The sequence below is a fragment of the Pseudacidovorax sp. 1753 genome (assembly GCF_040544975.1).
Classification (GTDB): Bacteria; Pseudomonadota; Gammaproteobacteria; order Burkholderiales; family Burkholderiaceae_C; genus Xenophilus.
Genome location: NZ_JBEPKY010000011.1, coordinates 67,959 through 91,380 on the forward strand (window position 1 = coordinate 67,959; position 23,422 = coordinate 91,380).

The following is a 23,422-nucleotide window of genomic DNA, read 5'->3' on the forward strand; positions in this document are numbered from 1 at the left end:
GGAGACAAGCCCCGTGACATCCACGACCAGCGGCCCCATGGCCCTGGCGCTGTACCGCACCATGCAGCGCATCCGTGCCTTCGAGAACGCGGCCGAGACGGCCAGCCAGGGCGGCGTGAGCGCCTATGGCCAGCAGGCCGGCGGCGCCGCCCGCGTGCGCGGCCCGCTGCACCTCTCCACCGGCCAGGAAGCCGTGCCCGCCGGCGTCTGTGCCCATCTGCGGCCCAGCGACTACCTCACCTCCACCCACCGCGGCCACGGCCACACGCTGGCCAAAGGCGCCGATCTGGCGCGGATGATGGCCGAGCTCTTCGGCAAGGCCACCGGCTTCAATGGCGGCAAAGGCGGCTCCATGCACATCGCCGATTTCTCGGTGGGCATGCTGGGCGCCAACGGCGTGGTGGCGGCCGGCCTGCCCGTCGCGGTGGGTGCGGCGCATGCGCAGAAGCTGCGCAGCCTGCTGCCCGGCGGCGGCGCCAGCGACGACATCACCGTGTGCTTCTTCGGTGACGGCGCGATCAACCGGGGACCTTTCCTCGAAGCGCTCAACTGGGCGCAGGTGTACGGCCTGCCGGTGCTCTTCGTCTGCGAGGACAACCGCTGGAGCGCCACGACCGCCAGCGGGCCGATGACGGCCGGCGACGGCGCCTCGGCCCGCGCCGTGGCGCTGGGCATTCCCGCCACGCCGGTGGACGGCAACGACGTCTTCGCCGTGCACGAGGCCGCCGGCCGGCTGGTGGCAGAGGTGCGCGCCGGCCAGGGTCCACGACTGCTGCATGCCCTCACCTACCGTGTGAAGGGCCACGTGTCGGTGGACGTGGCCGCCTACCGCGACCCCGCCGAACTGGCCGCCGCGCTGGAGACCGATCCCATCGCCCGTGCACGCGCCCGCCTGCGGGCCGATGGCATCGAAGAGGCCCGGCTCGTGCAGATCGAACGCGAGTCCCTGGACGAGGTGCAGGCGGCCCTTGACGCCGCCGATGCCGCGCCCTGGCCCGAGGTTGCCGCCGCCTTCACCGATGTGCAGACCACGGGAGCCGGCCAATGGCGATGACGACGGACGATTCGACGGTCCACGCGGTGCACGACTGGAGCTACGCCCAGGCCGCCGCGCAGGCACTGGGCCAGGCGATGGCCGAGGACGCACGCGTGGTGGTGCTCGGCGAGGACGTGGGCCGGGGCGGCATCTTCGGCCAGTACCAGGGGCTGCAGCAGCGCTTCGGCCCGCAGCGCGTGATCGACACACCGATCAGCGAGGCGGCCATCATGGGCGCCGGCGTCGGCATGGCACTGGCGGGTTTGAAGCCGGTGGTCGAGATGCGGGTGGTCGACTTCGCGCTCTGCGGCATGGACGAGCTGGTCAACCAGGCGGCCAAGAACCGCTTCATGTTCGGCGGCCAGGGCCGCGTGCCAATGGTGGCGCGCATGCCGGGCGGCATCTGGGACGCCTCGGCCGCGCAGCATTCGCAGTCGCTGGAAGCCTGGTTCGCGCATCTGCCGGGGGTGGTGGTGGTCAGCCCCTCCACGCCGCAGGACAACCATGCATTGCTGCGGGCCGCGCTGGACTGCGGCGACCCGGTGGTCTACATCGAGCACAAGACGCTGTGGGGCCAGCGCGGCACCGTCGATCCGCAATTGGCCGTTCCGCTGGGGCGCGCGGCGCACCGGCGCCATGGGGATGCCCTCACGATGGTGAGCTGGAGCCGACAGGTCCAGGTGTGCGAAGCGGCCTGCGCGCGACTGGCGGCCGCCGGCATCGCCGTCGACCTGATCGATCTGCGCACGCTCTGGCCCTGGGACCGGGAGACGGTGCTGGACAGTTGCGGCCGCACCGGCCGGCTGCTGGTCGTGCACGAGGCGGTGCAGGCCGCCGGATTCGGGGCGGAAATCGCGGCCACGGCGGCCGAGGCGACGGGCTGCCGCATCGCGCGCCTCGGGGCACCGCGCATTCCGGTGGGCTATGCGCCGGTGCTGGAGGCGCAGTCCCGGGTAGGGGTGGAGGCGATCGAGGCGGCGGCGCTTCGGCTGGTGGGCTGAATCGATGGCGGCATGCCGACTCGCGGCGGCACGGGCAGGCCGGCTGCGCGGCGGCAGCGACGATGCGCGCCGCGCCTGGACGCGGCGGGCCGCCGACTCATTCGCCGCTCCCTCGCGCTCAGGCGTCGGCCTGTGCCATGCACAGATGCTGCAACTGCTGGAGATGCGAACGGAAGGCGACCGCCGCCACCCAGTCCCTGACCTCGAAGGCCGTGCGGGGCGGCTGACCCGCCTGTTCGGCCACCAGCACGAGATAGCGCCCGGTGTCGGGGTCGGTGTCGAAGCGTACCGAGATCGCCGGCAGCGCCAACGAGGCGGGTTCCGACGCGCCCTGCCATTGCAGCCGGCAGTCGGCACCCATCGCCACACGCATCGGAGGGCCGCCACCCTCCCCCAGGCGCCGGTTGAGGGCCTGCACATGTTCGGCAGGCCCCATGGCGTCGAGGGCCATCACATCCTCGGTCGGATAACCGTCCATGCACCCTGCCGCCAACAGACAAAAAGCGGCGGCCGGCAGGCAGGCGGCGGCTGCGCGAAGGCGGGAGGCGACGGTCATCGAGCGGGAGGTCGAAAGCGATTTCGCGGCAGCGTGCGGGCAGCCGGAAGGGAGGCGCATGCGAAAGGCAGAGATTGTGCCGACTCCCCACGCGCCACCGCGTATTCACGGCGTGGACGAGAGGGGTTTTCACCCATCGAGGCGCTGTCTCGCCCAGGTAAAACCAGGCCTTGGCCTTTTCCCCGGATGGCGCCTTCGCACGAAGGCGCGCCGCCGCGGCCCTTCGCGCAGGCGGCTCCGGGCCTTCCCCCTCGTCAGGAGACTTCCCTCATGCATTCCATCCCGCGTCGCCGCCTCGTGGCCGTGGCCTCCCTCGCTGCCGTGCTGCTTGGCGCCGGCGGCATCGCCCAGGCGCAGGACACATGGCCCACCAAGACGGTGCGCATCGTCGTGCCCTTCGCGCCGGGCGGCACCACGGACATCCTGGCCCGCGCCGTGGCCCCGGAACTCTCCAAGGCCTTCGGCCAGCAGTTCATCGTGGACAACCGCGCCGGGGCCGGCGGCAACGTCGGCGCCGAGATCGTGGCGCGCTCCGCACCCGATGGCTACACGCTGCTGATGGGCACCGTGGGCACGCACGGCATCAACCGTGCGCTGTATCCCAAGCTGCCCTATGACCCGATCAAGGACTTCGTGCCCATCACGCTGGTGGCCTCGGTGCCCAATGTGATGGAGATGAACGCCGACAAGGCCAGGCAGTACGGCATCCAGAACGTCCAGGACTTCATCCGCTATGTGCGTTCGCATCCGGGCCAGCTCAACATGGCCTCGAGCGGCAGCGGCACCTCCATCCACCTCGCAGGCGAACTGTTCAAGAGCATGACCGGCACCTTCATGACGCACATCCCGTACAAGGGCTCCGGGCCCGCGCTGCTCGACATGGTGGCCGGCAATGCCGACGTGATGTTCGACAACCTGCCTTCTTCCATGCAGCAGATCAAGGCCGGCAAGCTCAAGGCGCTGGCCGTGACCAGCAGCCAGCGCTCGGCCGCCCTGCCCGACGTGCCGACCGTGGAGGAGGCTGGCGGACCCTCGCTCAAGGGCTATGAAGCCAGCTCCTGGTTCGGCCTGCTGGCGCCGGCTGGCACTTCGCCTGAGATCGTGCAGCGCATCCAGCAGGAAGTGGCCAAGTCGCTGGCCACCGCTGCCGTCAAGGAGAAGATGCTGGCCCAGGGTGCCATCCCTGGCGGCAACACGCCTGCGGCCTTCGCGCAGCACATCGAGCGCGAGCATGTGAAGTGGGCCCAGGTGGTGAAGGCCTCGGGCGCCAAGGTCGACTGACCGCGCCGCCATGAAAAAGGCCGCATGCGATGCATGCGGCCTGATTTTCTCGGGGTGAGGGATCGAACGGGCTCAAGCGCCCCAGACGATGTCCTTGCCCTCGCCGTGCGACTCCTTGAGCATGTGCAGCAGCGGCGTGATCCGCTGATGCAGCGACACATGTTCCTGCTCGGCACGTGCGTCGTGGTCCTCGACGGCATGGGTGTCGTGGTTGCCATGACTGGCCATCTTGGCTTCATTGGCAACCGCGGCCTCCAGCGCCGAGATGGCGGCGGGCATCTGGTCCACCGTGATGACGCCGGGCGCGCCGGGCGTCTTGCCGATGATCTCGAGAAGATGGCGGGCGCTCGGTTCGAGCATCACCACGTCGGCCGAAGCCTGGGACTTGAAGCGGTACAGCATGCGGGTACTCCTTTTCGCACTTGTTTGTTGTTGTGACCTGCGCCCATGGCCGCGGTTCCCGGGCCACGCATTTACGCCGTTCCTACCGCGGCGCGTACATGTAATCGCGCGAGAAAGGGTATAGCGACTGGGCGCCGCGCATGGCGTGGGACGAAATCTTGCCGTCGGGTCGGGCCGACAGCATTTGATGCAAGGCGATCCATCCCTGTTCGAAGCTCATCGCGCAACCCGCAAGGTAGAGGCGATAGGCCCGCAGGATGCGCCCGCCACGCTCGGCACCTGCGGTGACTTCAAGCACTTCGCGCGCCTTGTCGAGTTGAGCCTCAAGGGCGTCGGACCAGGCCCAAAGCGTGCGGGCGTAATGCGGCCGCAGATTCTCGGTATCGACCATCTCCAGACCTGCGTGCGCCGTCTCGCGCAGCACGGTCGTCACGTGCAACAACTCTCCGCCCGGGAAGATGTACTTTTCGATGAAGTCCCCCATGCCCGCGCCCAGTTGACGGTAGTCGAGCTGGCCCGAGGTGATGCCATGCTGCAGCGTCAGGCCTCCAGGCGCGAGCAGCTTACGCACATCCTGGAAATAGGTTCCCATGTTGGCACTGCCCACATGCTCGAACATTCCCACGGACGAGATCTTGTCGAAAGGCTGCTCGGCTGAGAGTTCACGATAGTCCATGAGGCGGACGCGCACCCGGCTCTCCAGGCCCCGCAGCGCAATCAGCTTCTCCACATGCGCATGCTGGTTCTTCGACAGGGTGATGCCGGTGGCATCCACGCCGTAGTGCTCCGCCGCCCACAGCAGCAGTCCGCCCCAGCCCGAGCCGATGTCGAGGTAGCGCTCGCCCGGCTTCAGGCGCAGCTTGCGGCAGATGTGGTCGAGCTTGGCCTCCTGCGCCTGGGCCAGCGTCATCGCCTCGTCGCGGAAGTACGCGCACGAATACACGCGGCGCGGATCGAGCCAGAGGGCGTAGAAGTCGTCGGAAACGTCGTAGTGAAACTGGATCTGCTCGGCGTCGCGTCGCAGCGTGTGCGAGCCACGGGACTTGGCGTTGCGCAGCAGGCGCGTCCACCAGCCGGTGTCGCTTTCCACCGGGTTGTCGGGCATGAGCGCGGCGGCAGCGGCCATCAGATCGCGCATGGAGCCTTCGATCTCCACGCGGCCTTCGACATAGTCCTCGCCCACACTGCCGATCTGCCGCGCAGCGAGCTTGGCCAATCCGGTCCAGCTCGAGAAACCCAGCCGCACCTTGGCGCCAGGGGTGTCGATGCGGTGGCCGTCGGGCAAGCGCAGCGATACAGGAATCGGGAGAGAAACGAGTTGAGACTCGATCTTCTGAACCAGGCTCTGCATGGCGAGCCATTGTGCAGAAAGTTTCCGAATTGTGCAGACGCGCACGCGCCCCGCGCGCTCTCGGCTGCAAACGGACAAAAAAAGGGCCTTCCGAAGAAGGCCCTTGAATTTGGTTGCGCGAGGAGGATTTGAACCTCCGACCTTTGGGTTATGAGCCCAACGAGCTACCAGACTGCTCCATCGCGCGTCGAAGAATAGATTATATGTCAGTCTTGCGAAGTTTGCACGTCTTGTTCGTCAGAAATTTCCGGACGATCGACGAGCTCGACCAGCGCCATGGGTGCGTTGTCGCCAACACGGAAGCCCATCTTCAGGATGCGCGTGTAGCCACCCGGGCGAGCCTGGTAGCGCGGGCCCAGTTCGTTGAAGAGCTTGACCACGTTGTCGCGGTTGCGCAGGCGGTCGAACGCCAGGCGCTTGTTGGCGACGGTGGGGTTCTTGGCCAGCGTGATCAGCGGCTCCACGACGCGGCGCAGTTCCTTCGCCTTGGGCACGGTCGTCTTGATGGCTTCGTGCTCGATCAGCGAGTTGGACATGTTGCGCAGCATCGCGAGGCGGTGCGAGCTGGTGCGGTTGAGTTTGCGAAGACCGAGGCCGTGACGCATGGTGATTTCCTTTTGACTTTAGTTGATCGGGGCAGCCGGATCAGGTACTGCCCCGTGGAGCGAGAAGCCCGAGGACTTCTCAGCGCTTGTCGAGGCCGGCCGGTGGCCAGCTTTCGAGCTTCATGCCAAGGGTCAGACCGCGCGAAGCGAGGACTTCCTTGATTTCGTTGAGCGACTTTCGACCCAGGTTCGGGGTCTTGAGCAACTCGTTCTCGGTGCGCTGGATCAGATCGCCGATGTAGTAGATGTTCTCGGCCTTCAGGCAGTTGGCCGAGCGCACGGTCAGTTCCAGCTCATCGACAGGGCGCAGCAGGATCGGGTCGAACTGCTGAGCACTGCGCTGGGCAGGCTGCTCGAACATGCCGGTCAGCTCGCCGCCTTCCAGCTGCGCGAAGACGGCCAGTTGCTCGACCAGGATCTTGGCCGAGGCGCGCACGGCATCTTCGGCGGTGATCGCACCGTTGGTCTCGATCTCGACCAGCAGCTTGTCCAGGTCGGTGCGCTGCTCGACGCGGGCGCTCTCGACGGTGTAGCTCACCCGCTTGACGGGCGAGAACGACGCGTCGAGCACGATGCGGCCGATCGACTTGGTCGGCTCGTCCGCATAACGGCGCATGGTGCCGGGCACGTAGCCGCGGCCCTTCTCGACCTTGATCTGCATGTCCAGCTTGCCGCCTTGCGACAGGTGGGCGATGACATGCTCGGGATTGATGATCTCGACGTCGTGCGGCGTCTGGATGTCGGCGGCCGTGACCGGACCTTCGCCTTCCTTACGCAGGCTCAGCGTGACCTCGTCGCGGTTGTGCAGCTTGAACACCACGCCCTTGAGGTTGAGCAGGATGTTCACGACGTCTTCCTGGACGCCGTCGATCGACGAGTACTCGTGCAGCACGCCGGCGATCGTTACTTCCGTGGCTGCATACCCCACCATCGACGACAGCAGAACGCGGCGCAGCGCGTTGCCGAGCGTGTGGCCATAGCCGCGCTCGAAAGGCTCGAGCGTGACCTTCGCCTTGTTGGCAGCCAGTTGCTCGACCTGGATGGTCTTGGGTTTCAGCAGGGTGGTTTGCATGCGGACTTCCTCTCAATACCCCCGGCTCGTTACACCGGTAAGGCTGGTGAAGTGCCCGCCTCGAATGCCTTCGAGGGGGTACAAAAACATTCAAGGGTGGCGCTGCGCGGCAGCGCCACCGGTCGCCTCTGGGTCTCGCTTTAACGCGAGTAGAGTTCGACGATCAGCGATTCGTTGATGTCAGCGCCGAATTCGTCACGGTCCGGGGCCTTCTTGAAGGTGCCTTCGGCCTTGTCGATGCTCACTTCGACCCAGCCCGGAATGCCGACCTGCTGGGCCAGTTGCAGCGCCTCGATGATGCGGGCCTGCTTCTTGGACTTCTCGCGAACGGCCACGACGTCACCGGCCTTCACCAGGTAGGACGGGATGTTGACCGACTGGCCGTTCACCGTGATCGCCTTGTGCGATACCAGCTGGCGCGCTTCGGCACGGGTCGAACCGAAGCCCATGCGATAGACGACGTTGTCCAGACGGCACTCGAGCAGCGACAGCAAGTTGGCGCCGGTGTTGCCCTTGCGGCGATCGGCTTCGGCGAAGTAGCGGCGGAATTGCTTTTCCAGCACGCCATACATGCGCTTGACCTTCTGTTTCTCGCGCAGTTGCAGACCGAAGTCGGAGGTGCGCTGACCCGAGGTACGGCCGTGCTGGCCGGGCTTGGAGTCGAACTTGGCCTTGTCCGCGATGGAGCGGCGGGCACTCTTCAGGAACAGGTCGGTGCCTTCACGGCGGGAGAGTTTGGCCTTGGGGCCGAGGTAACGTGCCACGGTATTTTCCTTGTGGTTTCTGCCGCGAGCATTGCTGCCGCGGGAGCCATCAGTCGTTTCGGTCGATGGCGGTGGGCTTGTGAAAAGCGAGAACGCAAAAACGCGCAGACCGCCCGGAGGCGGACTGCGCAGGCGGCCTCACCTCAGATGCGACGACGCTTCTGGGGACGGCAGCCGTTGTGGGGCACCGGGGTCACGTCGGAGATCGACGTGATGCGGATGCCCAACGCAGCCAGTGCGCGCACCGAGGATTCGCGACCCGGGCCGGGGCCCTTGATCTCGACGTCCAGGTTCTTGATGCCTTGCTCGACAGCGGCGCGGCCGGCCACTTCGGAAGCCACCTGGGCAGCGAAGGGCGTCGACTTGCGCGAACCCTTGAAGCCTTGGCCACCCGAGGAAGCCCAGGACAGCGCGTTGCCCTGGCGGTCGGTAATGGTGATGATCGTGTTGTTGAACGACGCATGCACGTGCGCAATGCCGTCCGCAACGTTCTTGCGGACCTTCTTGCGCACACGCTGTGCGGCGTTGTTGGCAGGAGCTTTAGCCATGCTGTTCTCTCTTTACTTCTTCAGGGCCTGGGCAGCCTTGCGCGGACCCTTGCGGGTACGGGCGTTGGTGCGCGTGCGCTGACCACGCATCGGCAGACCGCGACGATGGCGGAAGCCGCGGTAGCAGCCGATGTCCATCAGGCGCTTGATGTTCATCGTGGTTTCACGACGCAGGTCACCCTCGATCGTGAATTGGGCGATCTGGTCGCGGATCTTTTCGAGATCGGCGTCCGTCAGGTCCTTGATCTTCTTGGCGTAGTCGATGCCGCAGGCTTCGCAGATCTTGCGAGCGCGGGTACGGCCGATGCCGAAGATTGCCGTCAGGCCGATCTCGGCGTGCTTGTGCGGCGGGATGTTGATGCCAGCAATACGTGCCATGTGCGTCCTCTAGAACTCTCGAATCAACCCTGGCGCTGCTTGTGGCGCGGGTCGGTGCAGATCACGCGCACCACACCCTTGCGGCGGATGACCTTGCAATTGCGGCAGATGGGCTTGACCGATGCCGAAACTCTCATTTCATTTCTCCTAACTCTTACTGTGGCGACCCTAGGACGCCCGAAACACGATGTGCGTGCCCGGCTCGTCGCGGCAGGGCGTTCACTCGACCTTGCGTTCAACCACCCAACGTCGTCTTGAAGTTGGCCTTCTTGAGCAGCGATTCGTACTGCTGCGACATCAGGTAGTTCTGCACCTGGGCCATGAAGTCCATCGTCACGACCACCAGGATCAGCAACGAGGTACCGCCGAAATAGAACGGCACGTTGTACTTCAGGATCAGGAACTCCGGCAGCAGGCAGACGAAGGTGATGTACACCGCGCCAGCCAGCGTCAGACGCAGCAAGATCTTGTCGATGTAGCGGGCGGTCTGGTCACCAGGACGGATCCCGGGGATGAACGCACCGCTCTTCTTCAGGTTGTCGGCGGTCTCGCGGCTGTTGAACACGAGCGCCGTGTAGAAGAAGCAGAAGAACACGATCGCTGCTGCGTACAGCAGCGTGTAGATCGGCTGTCCCGGGGCCAGCGCAGAAGCGATGTCCTTGAGCCAGCGCATGCTGTCGCCAGTGCTGAACCAACCCACCACCGTTGCGGGCAGCAGGATGATGGACGAGGCGAAGATCGGGGGGATCACGCCAGCCATATTCAGCTTCAGCGGCAGGTGCGAAGCCTGTCCACCATAGACCTTGTTGCCCACCTGACGGCGCGCATAGTTCACCAGGATCTTGCGCTGTCCGCGTTCGACGAACACCACGAAGTAGGTGACCAGCACGACCAACGCCACGATGAACAGGGCCACGATCACGCTCATGGCGCCGGTACGCACCAGCTCCAGCAACCCGCCGATCGCATTGGGCAAGCCCGCAGCGATACCGGCGAAGATGATGATCGAGATGCCGTTGCCCAGGCCCCGCTCCGTGATCTGCTCACCCAGCCACATGAGGAACATGGAACCGGCCGTCAGGCTCACCATCGCGGTGAACCGGAAGCCGAAACCAGGTGCCACCACCAGGCCGGGAGACGCCTCCAGCGCCACAGCGATGCTGAAAGACTGGAAAAGAGCCAAACCCAGCGCGCCATAACGGGTGTACTGCGTGATCTTGCGGCGGCCGGCCTCGCCTTCCTTCTTCAATTGCTCGAAGGAGGGAAGGACATAGGTCATCAGCTGCATGATGATCGATGCCGAGATGTACGGCATGATCCCCAGCGCGAAGACCGTGAAGCGCGACAGCGCACCACCCGAGAACATGTTGAACAGGCTCAGGATGCCGCCCTGCTGACCCTGGAACAGCTGAGCCAGCTGGTCCGGGTTGATGCCGGGAACGGGGATGTGCGCGCCGATACGGTACACCACGAGGGCGAGCAGCAGAAAGACCAGCCGGCGACGCAGGTCGCCGAACTTGCCGGTCTTCGCGAGCGTTGCCGCGTTGGTTGCCACTGTGCTGCCTTGCTTTCGCGTCTGGATCAGGCGACGGAGCCGCCGGCAGCCTCGATGGCGGCCTTGGCACCCGCGGTCGCACCGACACCCGTCAGCTTGACGGCCTTCGTCAGTTCACCAGCCTTGATGACCTTCACCACCTTGGCCAGCTGACCCACCAGGCCGGCTTGCTTCAGTGCCAGGACATCGACTTCGGCCAGGCCCAGCTGCTCCAGCGCGGCGAGGGTGACCTCGGCGTTGAACTTCAGCGAAGCCGACTTGAAGCCACGCTTGGGCAGGCGGCGCTGCAGCGGCATCTGGCCGCCTTCGAAACCAACCTTGTGGAAGCCACCGGCACGCGACTTCTGGCCCTTGTGGCCACGACCTGCGGTCTTGCCAAGGCCAGAGCCGATGCCACGGCCCACACGGCGCTTGGCGTGCTTCGCGCCCGCTGCGGGCTTGATGCTGTTGAGTTCCATGTCAGAGCACCTTCACCAGGTAGGCGATCTTGTTGATCATGCCGCGCACGGCGGGCGTGTCCTGCAGCTCGCTCACGCTGTTGAGCTTGCGCAGGCCCAGGCCGCGCACGGTGGCGCGGTGCGACTGCTTCGTGCCGATGGGGCTGCGAACCAGCTGGACCTTCACGGTCTGTTGTTGCGTCGTCATTGCGTCTCTCCTGCTCAGGCGAAGATCTCTTCGACCGTCAGGCCGCGCTTGGCAGCGACTTCCGAGGCGGTGGTCGAGTTCTTCAGCGCGTCGAGCGTGGCGCGAACCATGTTGTAGGGGTTCGACGAGCCATGGCTCTTGGCCACGACGTCGGTGATGCCCATGACTTCGAACACGGCACGCATCGGGCCGCCGGCGATGATGCCGGTACCCTTGGGAGCCGGGGACATCATCACGGTGGAGGCGCCATGGTGGCCGGTCACTTCATGGTGCAGGGTGCCATTCTTGATCGACACCTTCATGAGGTTGCGGCGGGCTTCTTCCATCGCCTTCTGCACGGCGGCGGGCACTTCCTTCGACTTGCCCTTGCCCATGCCGACGCGACCGTCGCCGTCACCCACCACGGTGAGTGCCGCGAAACCCAGGATACGACCACCCTTCACCACCTTGGTGACGCGGTTGATCGCGATCATCTTCTCGCGCAGACCGTCCTCGGGACCTTCGTTCTGCGTTCTTGCCTGAATCTTTGCCATCTTGAATTCCTGTTCTGCGCGGGCGCTTAGAACTGCAGGCCGGCCTCGCGGGCGGCTTCGGCGAGAGCCTTGACACGGCCGTGGTAGGCGAAGCCTGCACGGTCGAAGGCCACCTTCTCGACGCCGGCGGCCTTGGCCTTCTCGGCGATGCGCTTGCCAATGATGGTGGCGGCGGCGGCATTGCCACCCTTGCCAGCACCACCCAGCGAGGCGCGCACTTCGGCTTCGGCCGTGGAGGCCGTGGCCAGCACCTTGGCGCCGTCGCCAGAGATGACGGTGGCGTAGATGTGCAGGTTGGTGCGGTTCACCATCAGACGCGCGACGCCCTGCGTGGCAATGCGGATGCGGGTCTGGCGGGCGCGGCGCAGGCGCTGTTCCTTTTTGGTCAACATCATGCGGCCTCTTACTTCTTCTTCGTTTCCTTGATCACGATCTTCTCGTCCGCATAGCGGATGCCCTTGCCCTTGTAGGGCTCGGGAGAGCGGACCGCGCGGATCTCGGCAGCCACCTGGCCGACGCGTTGGCGATCGGCACCCTTGATCACGATTTCCGTGGGGGTCGGGGTGGCGACGGTGATGCCGGCAGGCATCTCGATGTTGACCGGGTGCGAGTAGCCCACGGCCAAGTTGAGCTTGGTGCCTTGGGCAGCAGCCTTGTAGCCCACGCCCACAAGCGTCAGCTTCTTCTCGAAGCCCTTGCTCACACCCAGCACCATGTTGTTGACCAACTGGCGCACCGTGCCGCTCATCGCGTTCGATTCACGCGACTCGTCGGCGGGCACGAAGGTCAGCTTGCCATCATTGGCCGACACCTTCACCAGCGCGTTGGCCGGGATGGACAGTTGGCCACCAGCGCCCTTGACGCTGATCTGGTCGCCCTTGATCTGCACGTCCACGCCTGCGGGGACGGTGATCGGCATTTTTCCGACTCGGGACATTGTTCAGCTCCTCCGTCTTAGGCCACGTAGCACAGCACTTCGCCGCCGACGCCGTTTGCACGGGCCTTGCGGTCGGTCATCACGCCTTGCGGGGTAGTGACGATGGCCACGCCCAGACCATTCTGGACCTTGGGTATCGCGCCGGCACCCTTATAGACGCGCAGGCCGGGGCGGCTCACACGCTCGATGCGCTCGATCACCGGACGACCGGCGTAGTACTTCAGCGAAATCTCGAGGTTCGTCTTGCCGTCTTCCGTCTTGACCTGGAAGCCGTCGATATAGCCCTCGTCCTTCAGCACCTGTGCGATCGCGATCTTCACCTTGGAAGACGGGACCGACACGGTGGGCTTCGCGACCATCTGCGCATTGCGGATGCGCGTCAGCAGGTCGGCGATGGGATCACTCATGCTCATGTTTCTTGCTCCTGCCTGGCTTACCAGCTGGCCTTGGTGACGCCGGGGATCTCGCCGTCGAAGGCGAGTTCGCGGACCTTGGCACGGGCCAGACCGAACTGGCGGAAGGTGCCACGGGGGCGGCCAGTGATTTCGCAACGGTTGCGCTGGCGGGTGGGGTTCGCGTTGCGCGGCAGCTTCTGCAGCGCCAGGCGGGCGGCGGCACGCTCTTCGTCGCTCTTCTTCGCGTCGTTGGCGGTCGCCTTCAGTTCATCGTACTTCTTGGCGTACTTGGCGGCCAGCTTGTCGCGCTTCAGTTCGCGCTGGATCAAAGCAACTTTTGCCACAGGGTCACCTTTAGTTCTTGAAGGGGAAGCGGAAGCCCTGCAGCAGCGCCTTGGCTTCTTCGTCGGTCTTGGCGGTCGTCGTGATGCTGATGTTCAGACCACGCAGCGCATCCACCTTGTCGTACTCGATCTCGGGGAAGATGATCTGTTCCTTGACGCCGATGTTGTAGTTGCCGCGGCCGTCGAAGGCCCGGCCGGAGATACCGCGGAAGTCACGCACGCGGGGCAGGGCCACGGTGACGAAACGGTCCAGGAACTCGTACATCTTCACGCCGCGCAGGGTGACCATGCAGCCGATGGCCTGGCCTTCGCGGATCTTGAAGCCGGCGATGGCCTTCTTGGCCTTGGTCACGACGGGCTTCTGGCCGGCGATCTTGGTCAGATCGGCAACGGCGTGGTCCATGACCTTCTTGTCCGCCACGGCTTCGCTCACGCCCATGTTCAGCGTGATCTTGGTCAGGCGGGGGACCTGCATCGGCGACTTGTAGCCGAACTTCTCGGTCAGTTCTTTCGCGATCTTTTCGCGGTAGTGTTGTTGCAGACGGGCCATGGTGTACCTCAGGCAGCCTTGATTTCTTCGCCGCTGGACTTGAAGACGCGCACGCGCTTGCCGTCCACCAGCTTGATGCCGACGCGGTCGGCCTTGCCGGTCGCGGCATTGAAGATGGCCACGTTGGATTGATGGATGGGCATGGCCTTCTCGACGATGCCGCCGGTCGTGCCCTTCATGGGGTTCGGCTTGGCGTGCTTCTTGACGAGGTTCACGCCCTCGACGACCACGTGTTCTTCACCGGCGCGCAGGCTGACGGTGCCTTGCTTGCCCTTGTCGCGGCCGGCGATCACGATGATCTTGTCGCCCTTGCGAATCTTGTTCATGGCGTTGTCCTTCTTACAGAACTTCGGGGGCCAGCGAGACGATCTTCATGAACTTCTCGGTACGCAGCTCGCGCGTCACGGGTCCGAAGATGCGGGTGCCGATCGGCTCCAGCTTGGCATTGAGCAGGACGGCGGCGTTGCCGTCGAACTTGACGAGCGAACCGTCGCCACGACGGATGCCCTTGGCGGTGCGCACCACGACGGCGTTGTAGATCTCGCCCTTCTTGACGCGACCACGCGGCGCAGCCTCCTTGACGCTCACCTTGATGACGTCGCCGACGCTGGCGTAGCGACGCTTGGAGCCGCCGAGCACCTTGATGCACAGGACGGACTTCGCGCCCGTGTTGTCGGCCACTTCGAGCCGGGATTCAGTCTGGATCATTGCTAGTAGTTCCCAACTTGTACCGTTGAGGCCAGACGTCCGGCAGTGCACCGGCGCGAAAAACCTGTTCGGTCAGTCTTGGGCCCGTCGTCGGCGCACACAAAAAAGCCGTAAGGCGCTTCTGCTGATTGCACGCGTCCGTCTGGGCGGAAAGAGTTCGCTTTTTAGGGCGAAGCCGGCTATTGTGCGTTGCAGGCGGATTGCTGTCAAGCGCCTGGTTTGGCGCCGTCCTTACGCCCGTGTTGCGGGATCACGGGCGAAGGGCATAGCCGGCGACGATGCCGGCGAAGACGGCGAAGCCCAGCCAGTGGTTGTGGCGGAAGGCCCGGAAGCATCCCTCCCGGGTGCGGTCGCGGATCAGTCGCCAATGCCAGAACGCCTGGCCCAGCGCCGCTGCCATCCCCAGAGCGAATGCTCCGCCCAGCCCGGCACGCAGGCCCAGCACGCCCCAGATCGCCAGGAACAGCGCATACGAAGCCATCACCGCCGCCACATCGAAGCGGCCGAAGGTGATCGCGGAAGTCTTGATGCCGATGCGCAGATCGTCGTCACGGTCGACCATTGCGTACTCGGTGTCGTAGGCCAGGACCCAGCCCAGGTTGCCCAGGAGCAGCCAGGCGGCCGTCGCCGACACGGCGCCGTCGCGCACCGCGCTGAAGGCCATCGGAATGCCGACACTGAAAGCCACACCGAGCACCGCCTGCGGCAGCGAGACGAAACGCTTGGCGAAGGGATAGGCCAGCGTGATGGCCAACGCGCCAAAGGACCAGGCGACCGTCGGCCCGTTGGTCGTCAGCACCAGGGCGAAGGCGACCAGCGCCAGGGCAGCGCCAAGGGCCAGCGCCTCCTTGACCGACACGGCGCCGCTGGTGACGGGACGTTGGGCGGTGCGCTTGACGTGGCGGTCGAAGTCGCGATCGGCGACGTCATTGACGCAGCAGCCGGCGCTGCGCATGAGGATCGTGCCGAGCACGAAGACGGCCAGGAGGTGCCAGCCCGGGAAACCGTCTGCGGCGAACCACAGCGCGCCCAGCGTCGGCCAGAGCAGCAGCAGCCAGCCCGCGGGCCGGTCCCAGCGGATCAGGTCCAGATAAAGAGAAAGCCGCCCGCGGCGGGCGGGCGGCTGGGTGGCACTGGCGCTCACTCTTCCAGGAGCGAACGCAGCATCCAGGCGGTCTGGTCGTGCACGGTGCAGCGCGCCGTGAGCATGTCGGCGGTCGGATCGTCGCCCGCCTCTTCGGCCACTGGGATGAACTCGCGCGCGATGCGCGACACCGTCTCGTGGCCCTTGACCAGGATGCGCACCATCTCCATGGCACGCGGCGGCTGCAGCGGCACATCCGGCACGGTGGCGATCTTGCTGAACTCGGCATACGAGCCCGGCGCATAGTGGCCCAGGGCACGGATGCGCTCGGCGATCACGTCGGTGGCATTCCACAACTCGGTGTACTGGGCCATGAACATGGCATGCAGCGAGTTGAAATGCGGCCCGGTCACGTTCCAGTGGAAGTTGTGGGTCGTGAGATAGAGCGTGTACGTGTCGGCCAGTACGCGAGAAAGGCCTTCGGCGATGGCGGCGCGGTCCTGGCGGTCGATGCCGATGTTGATGATGGGCGCGTTGCGGCCACCGGATTCGGGGGCCACGCGGTCACCGCCCTTGTCGGGCACGGCACCGGCAGATGCCGCGGGCGCAGCAGCCACGACGGGGTTCTTGTCCTTCTTGGGCGACTTGGGGATCTTGGCCATGCTGGTTTCCTTTGGAGGGAGGTCGGGAACGAGGTGAACCTCGGAGAGCGAGGCGGCGAGGCCTCTACCTTAGGCGCCGGGGCCTGCCGGAGGCAACACCCCGCACTCTATCGAAGACATAGCCGGCCGCGATGCAGGCCGGCACCGCGTCAGGACAAACGTTTGACGCCCGGCAACTCGCAGGCATAGATCGCGTTGCGCAGCGCCGCGATCGCTTCGTAGCGGGTGAAGCTGCGCCGCCACGCCAGCACCACCCGGCGCGAGGGCGGCGCACCGCCTTCGCCATCGCGCACGGGCACATAGCGAACAATGGGCTCCAGATCCTTGCGCGCCTTGCTGCGGGGCTTGAGCGCCTCGGGCGGCACCGACAGGCGCGGCACCAATGTGACGCCCATGCCTGCGGCCACCATGTGCTTGATGGTCTCCAGCGAGGAGCCTTCGAAGCTCTTGCGAATGCCCTCGGCGTTGCTGGAGAAGCGGGCGAACTCCGGGCAGACCTCCAGCACATGGTCGCGGAAGCAGTGGCCAGTGCCCAGCAGCAGCATGGTCTCGTTCTTGAGCTCGTCGGAGCTGACCCATTCGCGGCTGGCCAGCGGGTGCTGGGCCGGCACGGCGGCCAGGAAAGGCTCGTCGTAGAGCTGGGCCATGGCCAGGCCGGAGTCGGGAAAGGGCTCGGCCATGATGGCGCAGTCGATCTCGCCGGCGCGCAGCATCTCCAGCAGCTTGGCGGTGAAGTTTTCCTGCAGCATCAGCGGCATCTGCGGCGTGCGCGCGATGTTCTGGCGCACCAGGTCGGGCAGCAGGTAGGGGCCGATGGTGTAGATGACGCCCAGGTTCAGTGGGCCGGCCAGCGGATCCTTGCCGCGCTTGGCGATTTCCTTGATGGTGGCGGCCTGGTCGAGCACCGACTGGGCCTGCTGCACGATCTGCTCGCCCAGCGGCGTGACCGTCACCTCGCCGGCGCTGCGCTCGAAGAGCTTGACTTCGAGTTCGTCCTCCAGCTTCTTGATCGCCACCGACAGGGTGGGCTGGGAGACGTAACAGGCCTCGGCCGCCTTGCCGAAATGCCGCTCGCGCGCCACCGCGACGATGTATTTGAGTTCGGTCAGGGTCATAGCTTGCGTCAATTATGCGCGCCGGTCCCGGGCGGGCGAAGCCCTGCCGACAGGCAGCCCTTCAGGCCTTCAGGAACTCCGCCCTCGTCCCCAGCCACCGGTCCACATGCCGGTGGGCCTGGTCCGGATGGCGGTCCAGCAGTTGGGGCGCCAGGTCGCGCGCCCATTCGAGCAGGCGCTGGTCCGTGCCCAGGTCGGCGAAGCGCAGCAGCGGCGCGCCGGACTGGCGCGCACCCAGGAATTCGCCGGGGCCGCGGATCTCCAGGTCGCGCCGAGCGATCTCGAAGCCGTCCGCCGTCTCGACCATGGCGGTGAGCCGGGCCTTGGCCGCCTGCCCCACGCGGCCGCTGTCGCCCGGCGCATAGAGCAGCACGCAGGCCGAGGCCGCCGCGCCGCGGCCCACCCGGCCGCGCAGCTGGTGCAGCTGCGACAGCCCGAAGCGCTCGGAATGCTCGATCACCATCAGCGAGGCGTTGGGCACGTCCACGCCCACCTCGATGACCGTGGTGCTGACCAGCACCTGCAGCGTGCCGGCGCTGAAGTCGGCCATCACGGCCTGCTTCTCGGCGGTGGGCATGCGCGAATGCAGCAGGCCGACGCGCACCGTCTCGCCCAGGGCGTCGGCCAGTTCGTCGCGGGTGGCGGTGGCGTTGCGCAGGTCCACCGCCTCGCTTTCCTCGATCAGCGGGCAGACCCAGTAGACCTGCCGGCCCTGCTGGATCTGGCCGTGGATGCGGGCGATGACCTCGTCGCGCCGGTGCTCGGCCAGCAGCTTGGTGACGACCGGCGTGCGGCCCGGCGGCAGCTCGTCGAGCGTGGAGACGTCCAGGTCGGCGTAGTAGCTCATGGCCAGGGTGCGCGGGATGGGCGTGGCGCTCATCATCAGCAGGTGGGGCTCCAGCGCCTGCATGCCGTCGTTGCCTTCCGAAGCCTTGCCGCGCAGCGCCAGGCGCTGGGCCACGCCGAAGCGGTGCTGCTCGTCCACGATGGCCAGCGCCAGCCGCTGGAAGCGCACCTTCTCCGAGATGACCGCATGCGTGCCCACCACCAGCGCGGCCTCGCCGCTTTCGACCGCCGCCGCCATGGCGTCGCGCTCGCGCTTCTTCTGGCTGCCGGTCAGCCAGGCCACGCGGCGGCCCTGGGCGGCCAGCAGCGGATCGAGCCAGCCGACCAGCTTGCCGAAATGCTGCGAGGCCAGGATCTCGGTGGGCGCCATCAGGGCGCACTGGAAGCCGGCGTCGATGCAGCGGGCCGCGGCCAATGCGGCGACCAGCGTCTTGCCCGAGCCCACGTCGCCCTGCAGCAGCCGGTGCATGGGCTGGCGGTGGGCCAGGTCGGCGGCGATCTCGCGGTCGGCGCGCGCCTGGGCGCCGGTGGGCGAGAAGGGCAGCGCCGCCAGCAGGCGGGCATGCAGACTGCCTTCGCCGGTGCCCGCGCGCAGCACGGGCGCGCGCTGGGCCTCGCGGGCGCGGCGGGCCTCCAGCTGAGAGAGCTGCTGGGCCAGCAACTCGTCCGCCTTCAGCCGCTGCCAAGCGGGATGGCTGCGGTCCTCCAGCGCGGCCAGGGCCACGTCGGGCGTCGGGTGGTGCAGGAATTCGAGCGCGGCGCGCAGCGTCCAGGCGTTGTGGGGCAGCAACTCGGGGGGGATCAACTCCTCCAACGGCGCCCGCGCCAGACCGGCCTGCACGGCGCGGCGGAGCACGGGCTGAGCGAGGCCAGCCGTCGTGGCATAGACGGGCGTCAGCGCCAGCGGCAGCGCCGTGCCGGCCGCCTTGATGACCGGGTGCAGCATGGTGCGGCCCACGAATCCGCCGCGCACCTCGCCACGCGCCCGCACCCGGCTGCCGGGCGCGAGTTGCTTCTGCTGCGAGGGGTAGAAGTTGAAGAAGCGCAGCTGGCAGGTGTCGGTGCCGTCGTCCAGCGTGGCGATGAGCTGGCGGCGGGGGCGGAACACGACTTCGCTGTCCACGATCGTGCCCTCGACCTGCGCATGCTCGCCATCGCGCACGTGGGCCAGCTGCACGATGCGGGTCTCGTCCTCGTAGCGCAGCGGCAGGTAGAGCGCGAAGTCGATGTCGCGCAACAGGCCCAGTTTTTTCAGCGCGCGCTGCACCTGGCTTTCGCCGCTGCCGGGCGCGCGGGCGGCGCTGGGCGCAGGGGCAGGCGAAGCGAGGGGGCGCGCGGACATGGGACAATTCTGCCTCCCCGCCCTCCTCCGCCCCGTGCGGAACGCTGCCGCCCCGCGATGGCCTGCACGGAGGGCTTCCGCTTCTTTCTTGGAACGGGCCCGTCCGGCCCTCAAGCATGTCCCGCACCGACTTCACGCTCTCGGATTTCGACTTCGCGCTGCCGCCCGAACTGATCGCGCAGCAGCCCGCCCCCGAACGCAGCTCCTCGCGCCTGCTCGACGGGACCGGCCCCGAACCCGCCGACCGCATCTTCCGCGACCTGCCCACGCTGCTGCGCGACGGCGACCTGCTCGTCTTCAACGACACGCAGGTGGTCAAGGCCCGTCTCTTCGGCGAAAAGCCCACCGGCGGCCGGCTGGAGCTGCTGATCGAACGCGTGCTCGAAGGCCAAGTCGTGGCGGCCCACATGAAGGTCAGCAAGAAGCCCGCTGTCGGCACCGTGCTGCGCATGGACGCCGGCCCCGGCCAGCCGGCCTTCCGCGCCACACTGCTGGGCCGCTGGCCCGAGGAAGGCGGCCCGCTGTTCCGCTTCGCGCTGGAGAGCGACGACGGCGCCGACCCCTACACGCTGATGGAGCGCCACGGCCACGTGCCCCTGCCGCCCTACATCGAGCGCCAGCAGGCACACGAAAGCGTCAGCGAAGCCGCCGAGGACGCCCGCCGCTACCAGACCGTCTTCGCGCGCGTGCCCGGCGCCGTGGCCGCGCCCACCGCGGCGCTGCATTTCGACGAGGCCCTGCTTGCGAAGCTGGAGGCGCGAGGGGTGCGCCGCGCCAACGTCACGCTGCACGTGGGCGCCGGCACCTTCCAGCCCGTCAAGACCGAGAACATCGCCGAGCATGTGATGCATGCCGAGCGCTACGACGTGCCACCCGCCACGCAGCAGGCGATTGCCGACTGCCGCGCCCGCGGCGGCCGCGTGGTGGCGGTGGGCACCACCACCGTGCGCACACTCGAATCCTGGGCCGCCAGCGGGCAGGCGCAGGGCGACACGCAGATCTTCATCACACCGGGCTTCCGCTTCCAACACGTGGACCTGCTCGTCACCAACTTCCACCTGCCCAAGAGCACGCTGATGATGCTGGTCAGCGCCCTGGCGGGCTACGAGCGCGTGATGGCGCTCTATGCCCACGCCATCCGCGAGCGCTACCGTTTCTTCAGCTACGGGGACGCGATGCTGCTGGAGCGCGCGGCATGAACGCCCGCCCGTCTGCGCCGCGGGGCGCACGCAACCTCGGCGAAGCCGCAGCTTGCCCGGCGAGGCGACTGCTGCACACGGCCCTCCTGTGTGCGCTGGGGTTGCCGCTGCTCGCCGCCGCGCGCGGCTACACGCCCGCCGGCCGCTGCGGCGACTTCGCGCGGCTGGACATCGCCAGCCCCGCCGGCACCTGCGTCGCGCTGCTGGCCGACGAGGCCGAAGGCCTGCGTGCGCCGCGCCGCATCCTGGAGGTGGCGCCCGGCCGCTACTGGATCGCCGACATGGGCTCGTGGGAGCCGAAGCGCGGCCGCCTGCTAGAGATGACGCTGCCCGCCGATGGCCTCGCCCCGCGCCGAGCGCGCATTGCCGTGCTGGCCAGCGGCCTCGACCGGCCGTCCGGCCTGGCGCTGGGCCCCGACGGCAAGGTCTACGTCGGCGAGGCCGGCCGGATCTGGCGAACGCCCGTCGGCGCCGCCGGCGCCGAGCCGCAACGCGAGACCGTGATCGACCAGCTGCCCGATGACGGCACCCATCCGCTCAAGGAGATCGCCTTCGGCCCCGGCGACCGGCTCTACGTCAACGTCGGCTCCAGCAGCGACAACTGCCGCAGCGGCAAGGACGCGCCCGCCCTGCCCTGCCCCGATGGCGAAGGGGGCAAGCCCCGCGCCGCCGTGTACGAGGCGCAACTCGGCGGCCCGCAGCGCACCGTGCAGCGCTTCGCGCCCTTCGCCACCGGCCTGCGCAACAGCATGGCGCTGGCCGTGCTGCCCGCCACGCCGGCGGCGCCCGAAGGCCGCGTGCTGCAGGGCGAGAACAGCATCGACTACCGCGACGCGCAGAGCCCGCCCGAGGAGCTGAACCTGCTGCAGCGCGGCCGCTTCTACGGCTGGCCCTACTGCGTCGGCCCGCGCAAGAACGCCCAGGGCTATGAAGGCCGCTACGACTGCAGCAAGAGCGAGGCGCCGCTGGCCCTGTGGCCAGCGCATGCCGCGCCGCTGCAGATGACGCTCGGCCCCGCCGGCACGCCCTTCGCCGGCCAGCTGCTCGTCGCCTGGCGCGGCCCGCAGGCCAGCGGCCACCGCGTGGTCGGCTTCAAGCTCGATGCCAAGACCGGCCTGCCCGCCGGCCCCGCCATCGACTGGCTCGCCGGCTGGCAGGCCAGGGACGGCGTGCGGCCCATGGGCCGCCCCACCGGCCTCACCATCGACCGCGCCGGCCGCCTGCTGGTGGTGGAAGACTTCAACCGCACCGTGCTGATGCTGCTGCCCCTGCAGCCCTCCGCCGCCCCTTCTTCTTCGTCCGCCAAACCATGACCGCCCTCCAGTTCGACCTGCTGGCCACCGACCCCGACAGCCATGCGCGCCGGGGCACGCTGACCCTCAACCACGGCGTGGTGCAGACGCCGATCTTCATGCCCGTGGGCACCTACGGCACCGTCAAGGGCGTCATGCCGCGGAGCCTGGAGGAGATGGGCGCGCAGATCATCCTGGGCAACACCTTCCACCTCTGGATGCGCCCCGGCCTGGACGTGATGGGCGCCTTCGGCGGCCTGCATGCCTTCGAGCAGTGGAACAAGCCCATCCTCACCGACTCGGGCGGCTTCCAGGTCTGGAGCCTGGGCGCCATGCGCAAGATCAGCGAGGAAGGCGTCAAGTTCGCCTCGCCGGTCAACGGCGACAAGCTGCTGCTCACGCCCGAGGTGTCGATGCAGATCCAGACGGTGCTGAACAGCGACATCGTCATGCAGTTCGACGAATGCACGCCCTACGAGACCCAGGGCCGCATCACCACCGAGGCCGAGGCGCGGCGGTCGATGGAGCTGAGCCTGCGCTGGGCCAAGCGCTGCCAGGCCGAGTTCGCGCGGCTGCAGAACCCCAACGCGCTGTTCGGCATCGTGCAGGGCGGCATGTTCGAGCACCTGCGCGAGGAATCGCTGGCTGCGCTGGTGGAGATGGACTTCCCCGGCTACGCCGTCGGCGGCGTGAGTGTGGGCGAGCCCAAGGAGGACATGCGCCGCATCACCGCCCACACGCCGCACCGTCTGCCGGCCCACAAGCCGCGCTACCTGATGGGCGTGGGCACGCCGGAGGACCTGGTCGAGGGCGTGGCCCAGGGCGTGGACATGTTCGACTGCGTGATGCCCACGCGCAATGCGCGCAACGGCACCATCTTCACCCGCTACGGCGACCTGAAGCTGCGCAACGCCCGCCATCGCAACGACCCGCAGCCGCTTGACCCGAGCTGCACCTGCCATGCCTGCGCCGGCACCACCGGCGTGAGCTGGGCCGACGGTGGCCGCGGCGGCTTCTCGCGCGCCTACCTGCACCACCTGGACCGCTGCGGCGAGATGCTGGGGCCGATGCTCACCACCATCCACAACCTGCACTATTACCTGAACCTGATGCGGGAGATCCGCGAGGCGCTGGATGCGGGGCGCTTCGGCGAATTCCGGCGGCAGTTCGCGAGCGACCGGGCGCGGGGCGTTTGAGAAGGTCCTCTGCCACAACGACAAA

General features: G+C 67.2%; 30 protein-coding genes and 1 tRNA gene. 6 read left to right on the forward strand and 25 right to left on the reverse strand.

All coding sequences use genetic code 11. The annotated features are described in order from the left end of the window. Nucleotides 1–37 precede the first annotated feature (37 nt). Together ABIC63_RS15265 and ABIC63_RS15270 are read left to right on the forward strand one after the other, a co-directional pair. Nucleotides 38–1,054, forward strand: coding sequence for a thiamine pyrophosphate-dependent dehydrogenase E1 component subunit alpha (locus tag ABIC63_RS15265; protein ID WP_354320467.1), 1,017 nt, complete (start codon nucleotides 38–40; stop codon nucleotides 1,052–1,054). Next, the gene (locus ABIC63_RS15270) at nucleotides 1,045–2,037 is read left to right on the forward strand and encodes an alpha-ketoacid dehydrogenase subunit beta (RefSeq protein WP_295371019.1); all 993 of its coding nucleotides are present in this window, start codon (nucleotides 1,045–1,047) and stop codon (nucleotides 2,035–2,037) included. The genes ABIC63_RS15265 and ABIC63_RS15270 overlap by 10 nt, the downstream gene beginning before the upstream one ends. 118 nt (nucleotides 2,038–2,155) lie before the next feature. On the opposite strand, the gene ABIC63_RS15275 is transcribed toward ABIC63_RS15270, so the two are convergent. Next, nucleotides 2,156–2,593 carry a hypothetical protein gene (locus ABIC63_RS15275; RefSeq protein ID WP_155947342.1) on the reverse strand — a complete coding sequence of 146 codons (438 nt, stop codon included), beginning with the start codon at nucleotides 2,591–2,593 and terminating at the stop codon, nucleotides 2,156–2,158. Between the two features lie 270 nt (nucleotides 2,594–2,863). On the opposite strand from ABIC63_RS15275, the gene ABIC63_RS15280 reads away from it, so the two are divergent. Continuing rightward, nucleotides 2,864–3,874: a Bug family tripartite tricarboxylate transporter substrate binding protein gene (locus ABIC63_RS15280; RefSeq protein WP_354320392.1), complete on the forward strand. Its 1,011-nt coding sequence runs from the start codon at nucleotides 2,864–2,866 to the stop codon at nucleotides 3,872–3,874. A gap of 72 nt (nucleotides 3,875–3,946) precedes the next feature. Here ABIC63_RS15280 and ABIC63_RS15285 read toward each other — a convergent pair whose 3' ends face one another. From ABIC63_RS15285 to recG, 24 genes are all read right to left on the reverse strand, one after another. Then, a complete protein-coding gene (locus ABIC63_RS15285) occupies nucleotides 3,947–4,276 on the reverse strand; it encodes a DUF1840 domain-containing protein (RefSeq protein WP_354320393.1) in 330 nt (109 codons plus the stop codon). A gap of 82 nt (nucleotides 4,277–4,358) precedes the next feature. Next, nucleotides 4,359–5,627, reverse strand: a complete 1,269-nt coding sequence (locus ABIC63_RS15290) for a class I SAM-dependent methyltransferase (protein WP_354320394.1) — start codon at nucleotides 5,625–5,627, stop codon at nucleotides 4,359–4,361. Nucleotides 5,628–5,737: 110 nt separating this feature from the next. Further along, nucleotides 5,738–5,814 (reverse strand) — tRNA-Met (locus ABIC63_RS15295). A 19-nt stretch (nucleotides 5,815–5,833) separates the two neighbouring features. Next, complete coding sequence (gene rplQ, locus ABIC63_RS15300) at nucleotides 5,834–6,232, reverse strand: 50S ribosomal protein L17 (protein ID WP_294368205.1); 399 nt, start codon at nucleotides 6,230–6,232, stop codon at nucleotides 5,834–5,836. Nucleotides 6,233–6,311: 79 nt separating this feature from the next. Beyond that, the gene (locus ABIC63_RS15305; RefSeq protein ID WP_017758445.1) at nucleotides 6,312–7,304 is read right to left on the reverse strand and encodes a DNA-directed RNA polymerase subunit alpha; all 993 of its coding nucleotides are present in this window, start codon (nucleotides 7,302–7,304) and stop codon (nucleotides 6,312–6,314) included. A 140-nt stretch (nucleotides 7,305–7,444) separates the two neighbouring features. Continuing rightward, entirely contained in the window at nucleotides 7,445–8,068 is a 624-nt protein-coding gene (gene rpsD, locus ABIC63_RS15310; protein WP_017758444.1) for a 30S ribosomal protein S4, read from the reverse strand. Nucleotides 8,069–8,211: 143 nt separating this feature from the next. Beyond that, complete coding sequence (gene rpsK / locus ABIC63_RS15315; RefSeq protein WP_017760904.1) at nucleotides 8,212–8,616, reverse strand: 30S ribosomal protein S11; 405 nt, start codon at nucleotides 8,614–8,616, stop codon at nucleotides 8,212–8,214. 12 nt (nucleotides 8,617–8,628) lie between these two features. Beyond that, on the reverse strand, nucleotides 8,629–8,994 hold the full coding sequence (gene rpsM, locus ABIC63_RS15320) for a 30S ribosomal protein S13 (RefSeq protein ID WP_017760905.1): 366 nt from the start codon (nucleotides 8,992–8,994) through the stop codon (nucleotides 8,629–8,631). A 23-nt stretch (nucleotides 8,995–9,017) separates the two neighbouring features. Next, entirely contained in the window at nucleotides 9,018–9,131 is a 114-nt protein-coding gene (rpmJ, locus tag ABIC63_RS15325; RefSeq protein ID WP_017760906.1) for a 50S ribosomal protein L36, read from the reverse strand. Between the two features lie 98 nt (nucleotides 9,132–9,229). Next, nucleotides 9,230–10,549, reverse strand: a complete 1,320-nt coding sequence (gene secY, locus ABIC63_RS15330) for a preprotein translocase subunit SecY (RefSeq protein WP_017760907.1) — start codon at nucleotides 10,547–10,549, stop codon at nucleotides 9,230–9,232. 26 nt (nucleotides 10,550–10,575) lie between these two features. Continuing rightward, nucleotides 10,576–11,007, reverse strand: a complete 432-nt coding sequence (gene rplO / locus ABIC63_RS15335; RefSeq protein ID WP_017760908.1) for a 50S ribosomal protein L15 — start codon at nucleotides 11,005–11,007, stop codon at nucleotides 10,576–10,578. Between the two features lies 1 nt (nucleotide 11,008). Then, nucleotides 11,009–11,194: a 50S ribosomal protein L30 gene (gene rpmD, locus ABIC63_RS15340; RefSeq protein WP_017760909.1), complete on the reverse strand. Its 186-nt coding sequence runs from the start codon at nucleotides 11,192–11,194 to the stop codon at nucleotides 11,009–11,011. Nucleotides 11,195–11,208: 14 nt separating this feature from the next. Then, nucleotides 11,209–11,727 carry a 30S ribosomal protein S5 gene (rpsE, locus tag ABIC63_RS15345; protein WP_017760910.1) on the reverse strand — a complete coding sequence of 173 codons (519 nt, stop codon included), beginning with the start codon at nucleotides 11,725–11,727 and terminating at the stop codon, nucleotides 11,209–11,211. 26 nt (nucleotides 11,728–11,753) lie between these two features. Further along, entirely contained in the window at nucleotides 11,754–12,119 is a 366-nt protein-coding gene (gene rplR, locus ABIC63_RS15350; protein ID WP_043117689.1) for a 50S ribosomal protein L18, read from the reverse strand. Nucleotides 12,120–12,130: 11 nt separating this feature from the next. After that, complete coding sequence (gene rplF, locus ABIC63_RS15355) at nucleotides 12,131–12,664, reverse strand: 50S ribosomal protein L6 (RefSeq protein WP_234193091.1); 534 nt, start codon at nucleotides 12,662–12,664, stop codon at nucleotides 12,131–12,133. Nucleotides 12,665–12,681: 17 nt separating this feature from the next. After that, the gene (gene rpsH / locus ABIC63_RS15360) at nucleotides 12,682–13,077 is read right to left on the reverse strand and encodes a 30S ribosomal protein S8 (protein WP_017760913.1); all 396 of its coding nucleotides are present in this window, start codon (nucleotides 13,075–13,077) and stop codon (nucleotides 12,682–12,684) included. Between the two features lie 20 nt (nucleotides 13,078–13,097). After that, a complete protein-coding gene (rpsN, locus tag ABIC63_RS15365; RefSeq protein ID WP_043117682.1) occupies nucleotides 13,098–13,403 on the reverse strand; it encodes a 30S ribosomal protein S14 in 306 nt (101 codons plus the stop codon). A gap of 10 nt (nucleotides 13,404–13,413) precedes the next feature. Next, on the reverse strand, nucleotides 13,414–13,953 hold the full coding sequence (gene rplE, locus ABIC63_RS15370) for a 50S ribosomal protein L5 (protein WP_234193092.1): 540 nt from the start codon (nucleotides 13,951–13,953) through the stop codon (nucleotides 13,414–13,416). Nucleotides 13,954–13,961: 8 nt separating this feature from the next. Further along, nucleotides 13,962–14,279 (reverse strand): 50S ribosomal protein L24, encoded by a 318-nt coding sequence (gene rplX / locus ABIC63_RS15375; RefSeq protein ID WP_017760916.1) that lies wholly within the window; start codon nucleotides 14,277–14,279, stop codon nucleotides 13,962–13,964. Nucleotides 14,280–14,292: 13 nt separating this feature from the next. Beyond that, a complete protein-coding gene (gene rplN, locus ABIC63_RS15380; RefSeq protein WP_017760917.1) occupies nucleotides 14,293–14,661 on the reverse strand; it encodes a 50S ribosomal protein L14 in 369 nt (122 codons plus the stop codon). Between the two features lie 250 nt (nucleotides 14,662–14,911). Next, nucleotides 14,912–15,805: a 4-hydroxybenzoate octaprenyltransferase gene (gene ubiA / locus ABIC63_RS15385; protein WP_354320395.1), complete on the reverse strand. Its 894-nt coding sequence runs from the start codon at nucleotides 15,803–15,805 to the stop codon at nucleotides 14,912–14,914. Beyond that, entirely contained in the window at nucleotides 15,802–16,407 is a 606-nt protein-coding gene (locus ABIC63_RS15390; protein ID WP_354320396.1) for a Dps family protein, read from the reverse strand. Before ABIC63_RS15390 ends, ubiA begins: the two co-directional genes overlap by 4 nt. A gap of 149 nt (nucleotides 16,408–16,556) precedes the next feature. Then, complete coding sequence (locus tag ABIC63_RS15395) at nucleotides 16,557–17,522, reverse strand: LysR substrate-binding domain-containing protein (RefSeq protein ID WP_114801399.1); 966 nt, start codon at nucleotides 17,520–17,522, stop codon at nucleotides 16,557–16,559. Between the two features lie 61 nt (nucleotides 17,523–17,583). Further along, nucleotides 17,584–19,710 carry an ATP-dependent DNA helicase RecG gene (recG, locus tag ABIC63_RS15400; protein ID WP_354320397.1) on the reverse strand — a complete coding sequence of 709 codons (2,127 nt, stop codon included), beginning with the start codon at nucleotides 19,708–19,710 and terminating at the stop codon, nucleotides 17,584–17,586. Between the two features lie 116 nt (nucleotides 19,711–19,826). Here recG and queA point away from each other — a divergent pair, with 116 nt between their 5' ends. The 3 genes from queA to tgt are packed head-to-tail and all read left to right on the forward strand — an operon-like array spanning nucleotide 19,827 to nucleotide 23,397. After that, complete coding sequence (gene queA / locus ABIC63_RS15405) at nucleotides 19,827–20,909, forward strand: tRNA preQ1(34) S-adenosylmethionine ribosyltransferase-isomerase QueA (protein ID WP_354320398.1); 1,083 nt, start codon at nucleotides 19,827–19,829, stop codon at nucleotides 20,907–20,909. Beyond that, nucleotides 20,906–22,222: a PQQ-dependent sugar dehydrogenase gene (locus ABIC63_RS15410; protein WP_354320399.1), complete on the forward strand. Its 1,317-nt coding sequence runs from the start codon at nucleotides 20,906–20,908 to the stop codon at nucleotides 22,220–22,222. Before queA ends, ABIC63_RS15410 begins: the two co-directional genes overlap by 4 nt. Further along, nucleotides 22,219–23,397, forward strand: coding sequence for a tRNA guanosine(34) transglycosylase Tgt (gene tgt, locus ABIC63_RS15415; RefSeq protein ID WP_354320400.1), 1,179 nt, complete (start codon nucleotides 22,219–22,221; stop codon nucleotides 23,395–23,397). The genes ABIC63_RS15410 and tgt overlap by 4 nt, the downstream gene beginning before the upstream one ends. Nucleotides 23,398–23,422 lie beyond the last annotated feature (25 nt).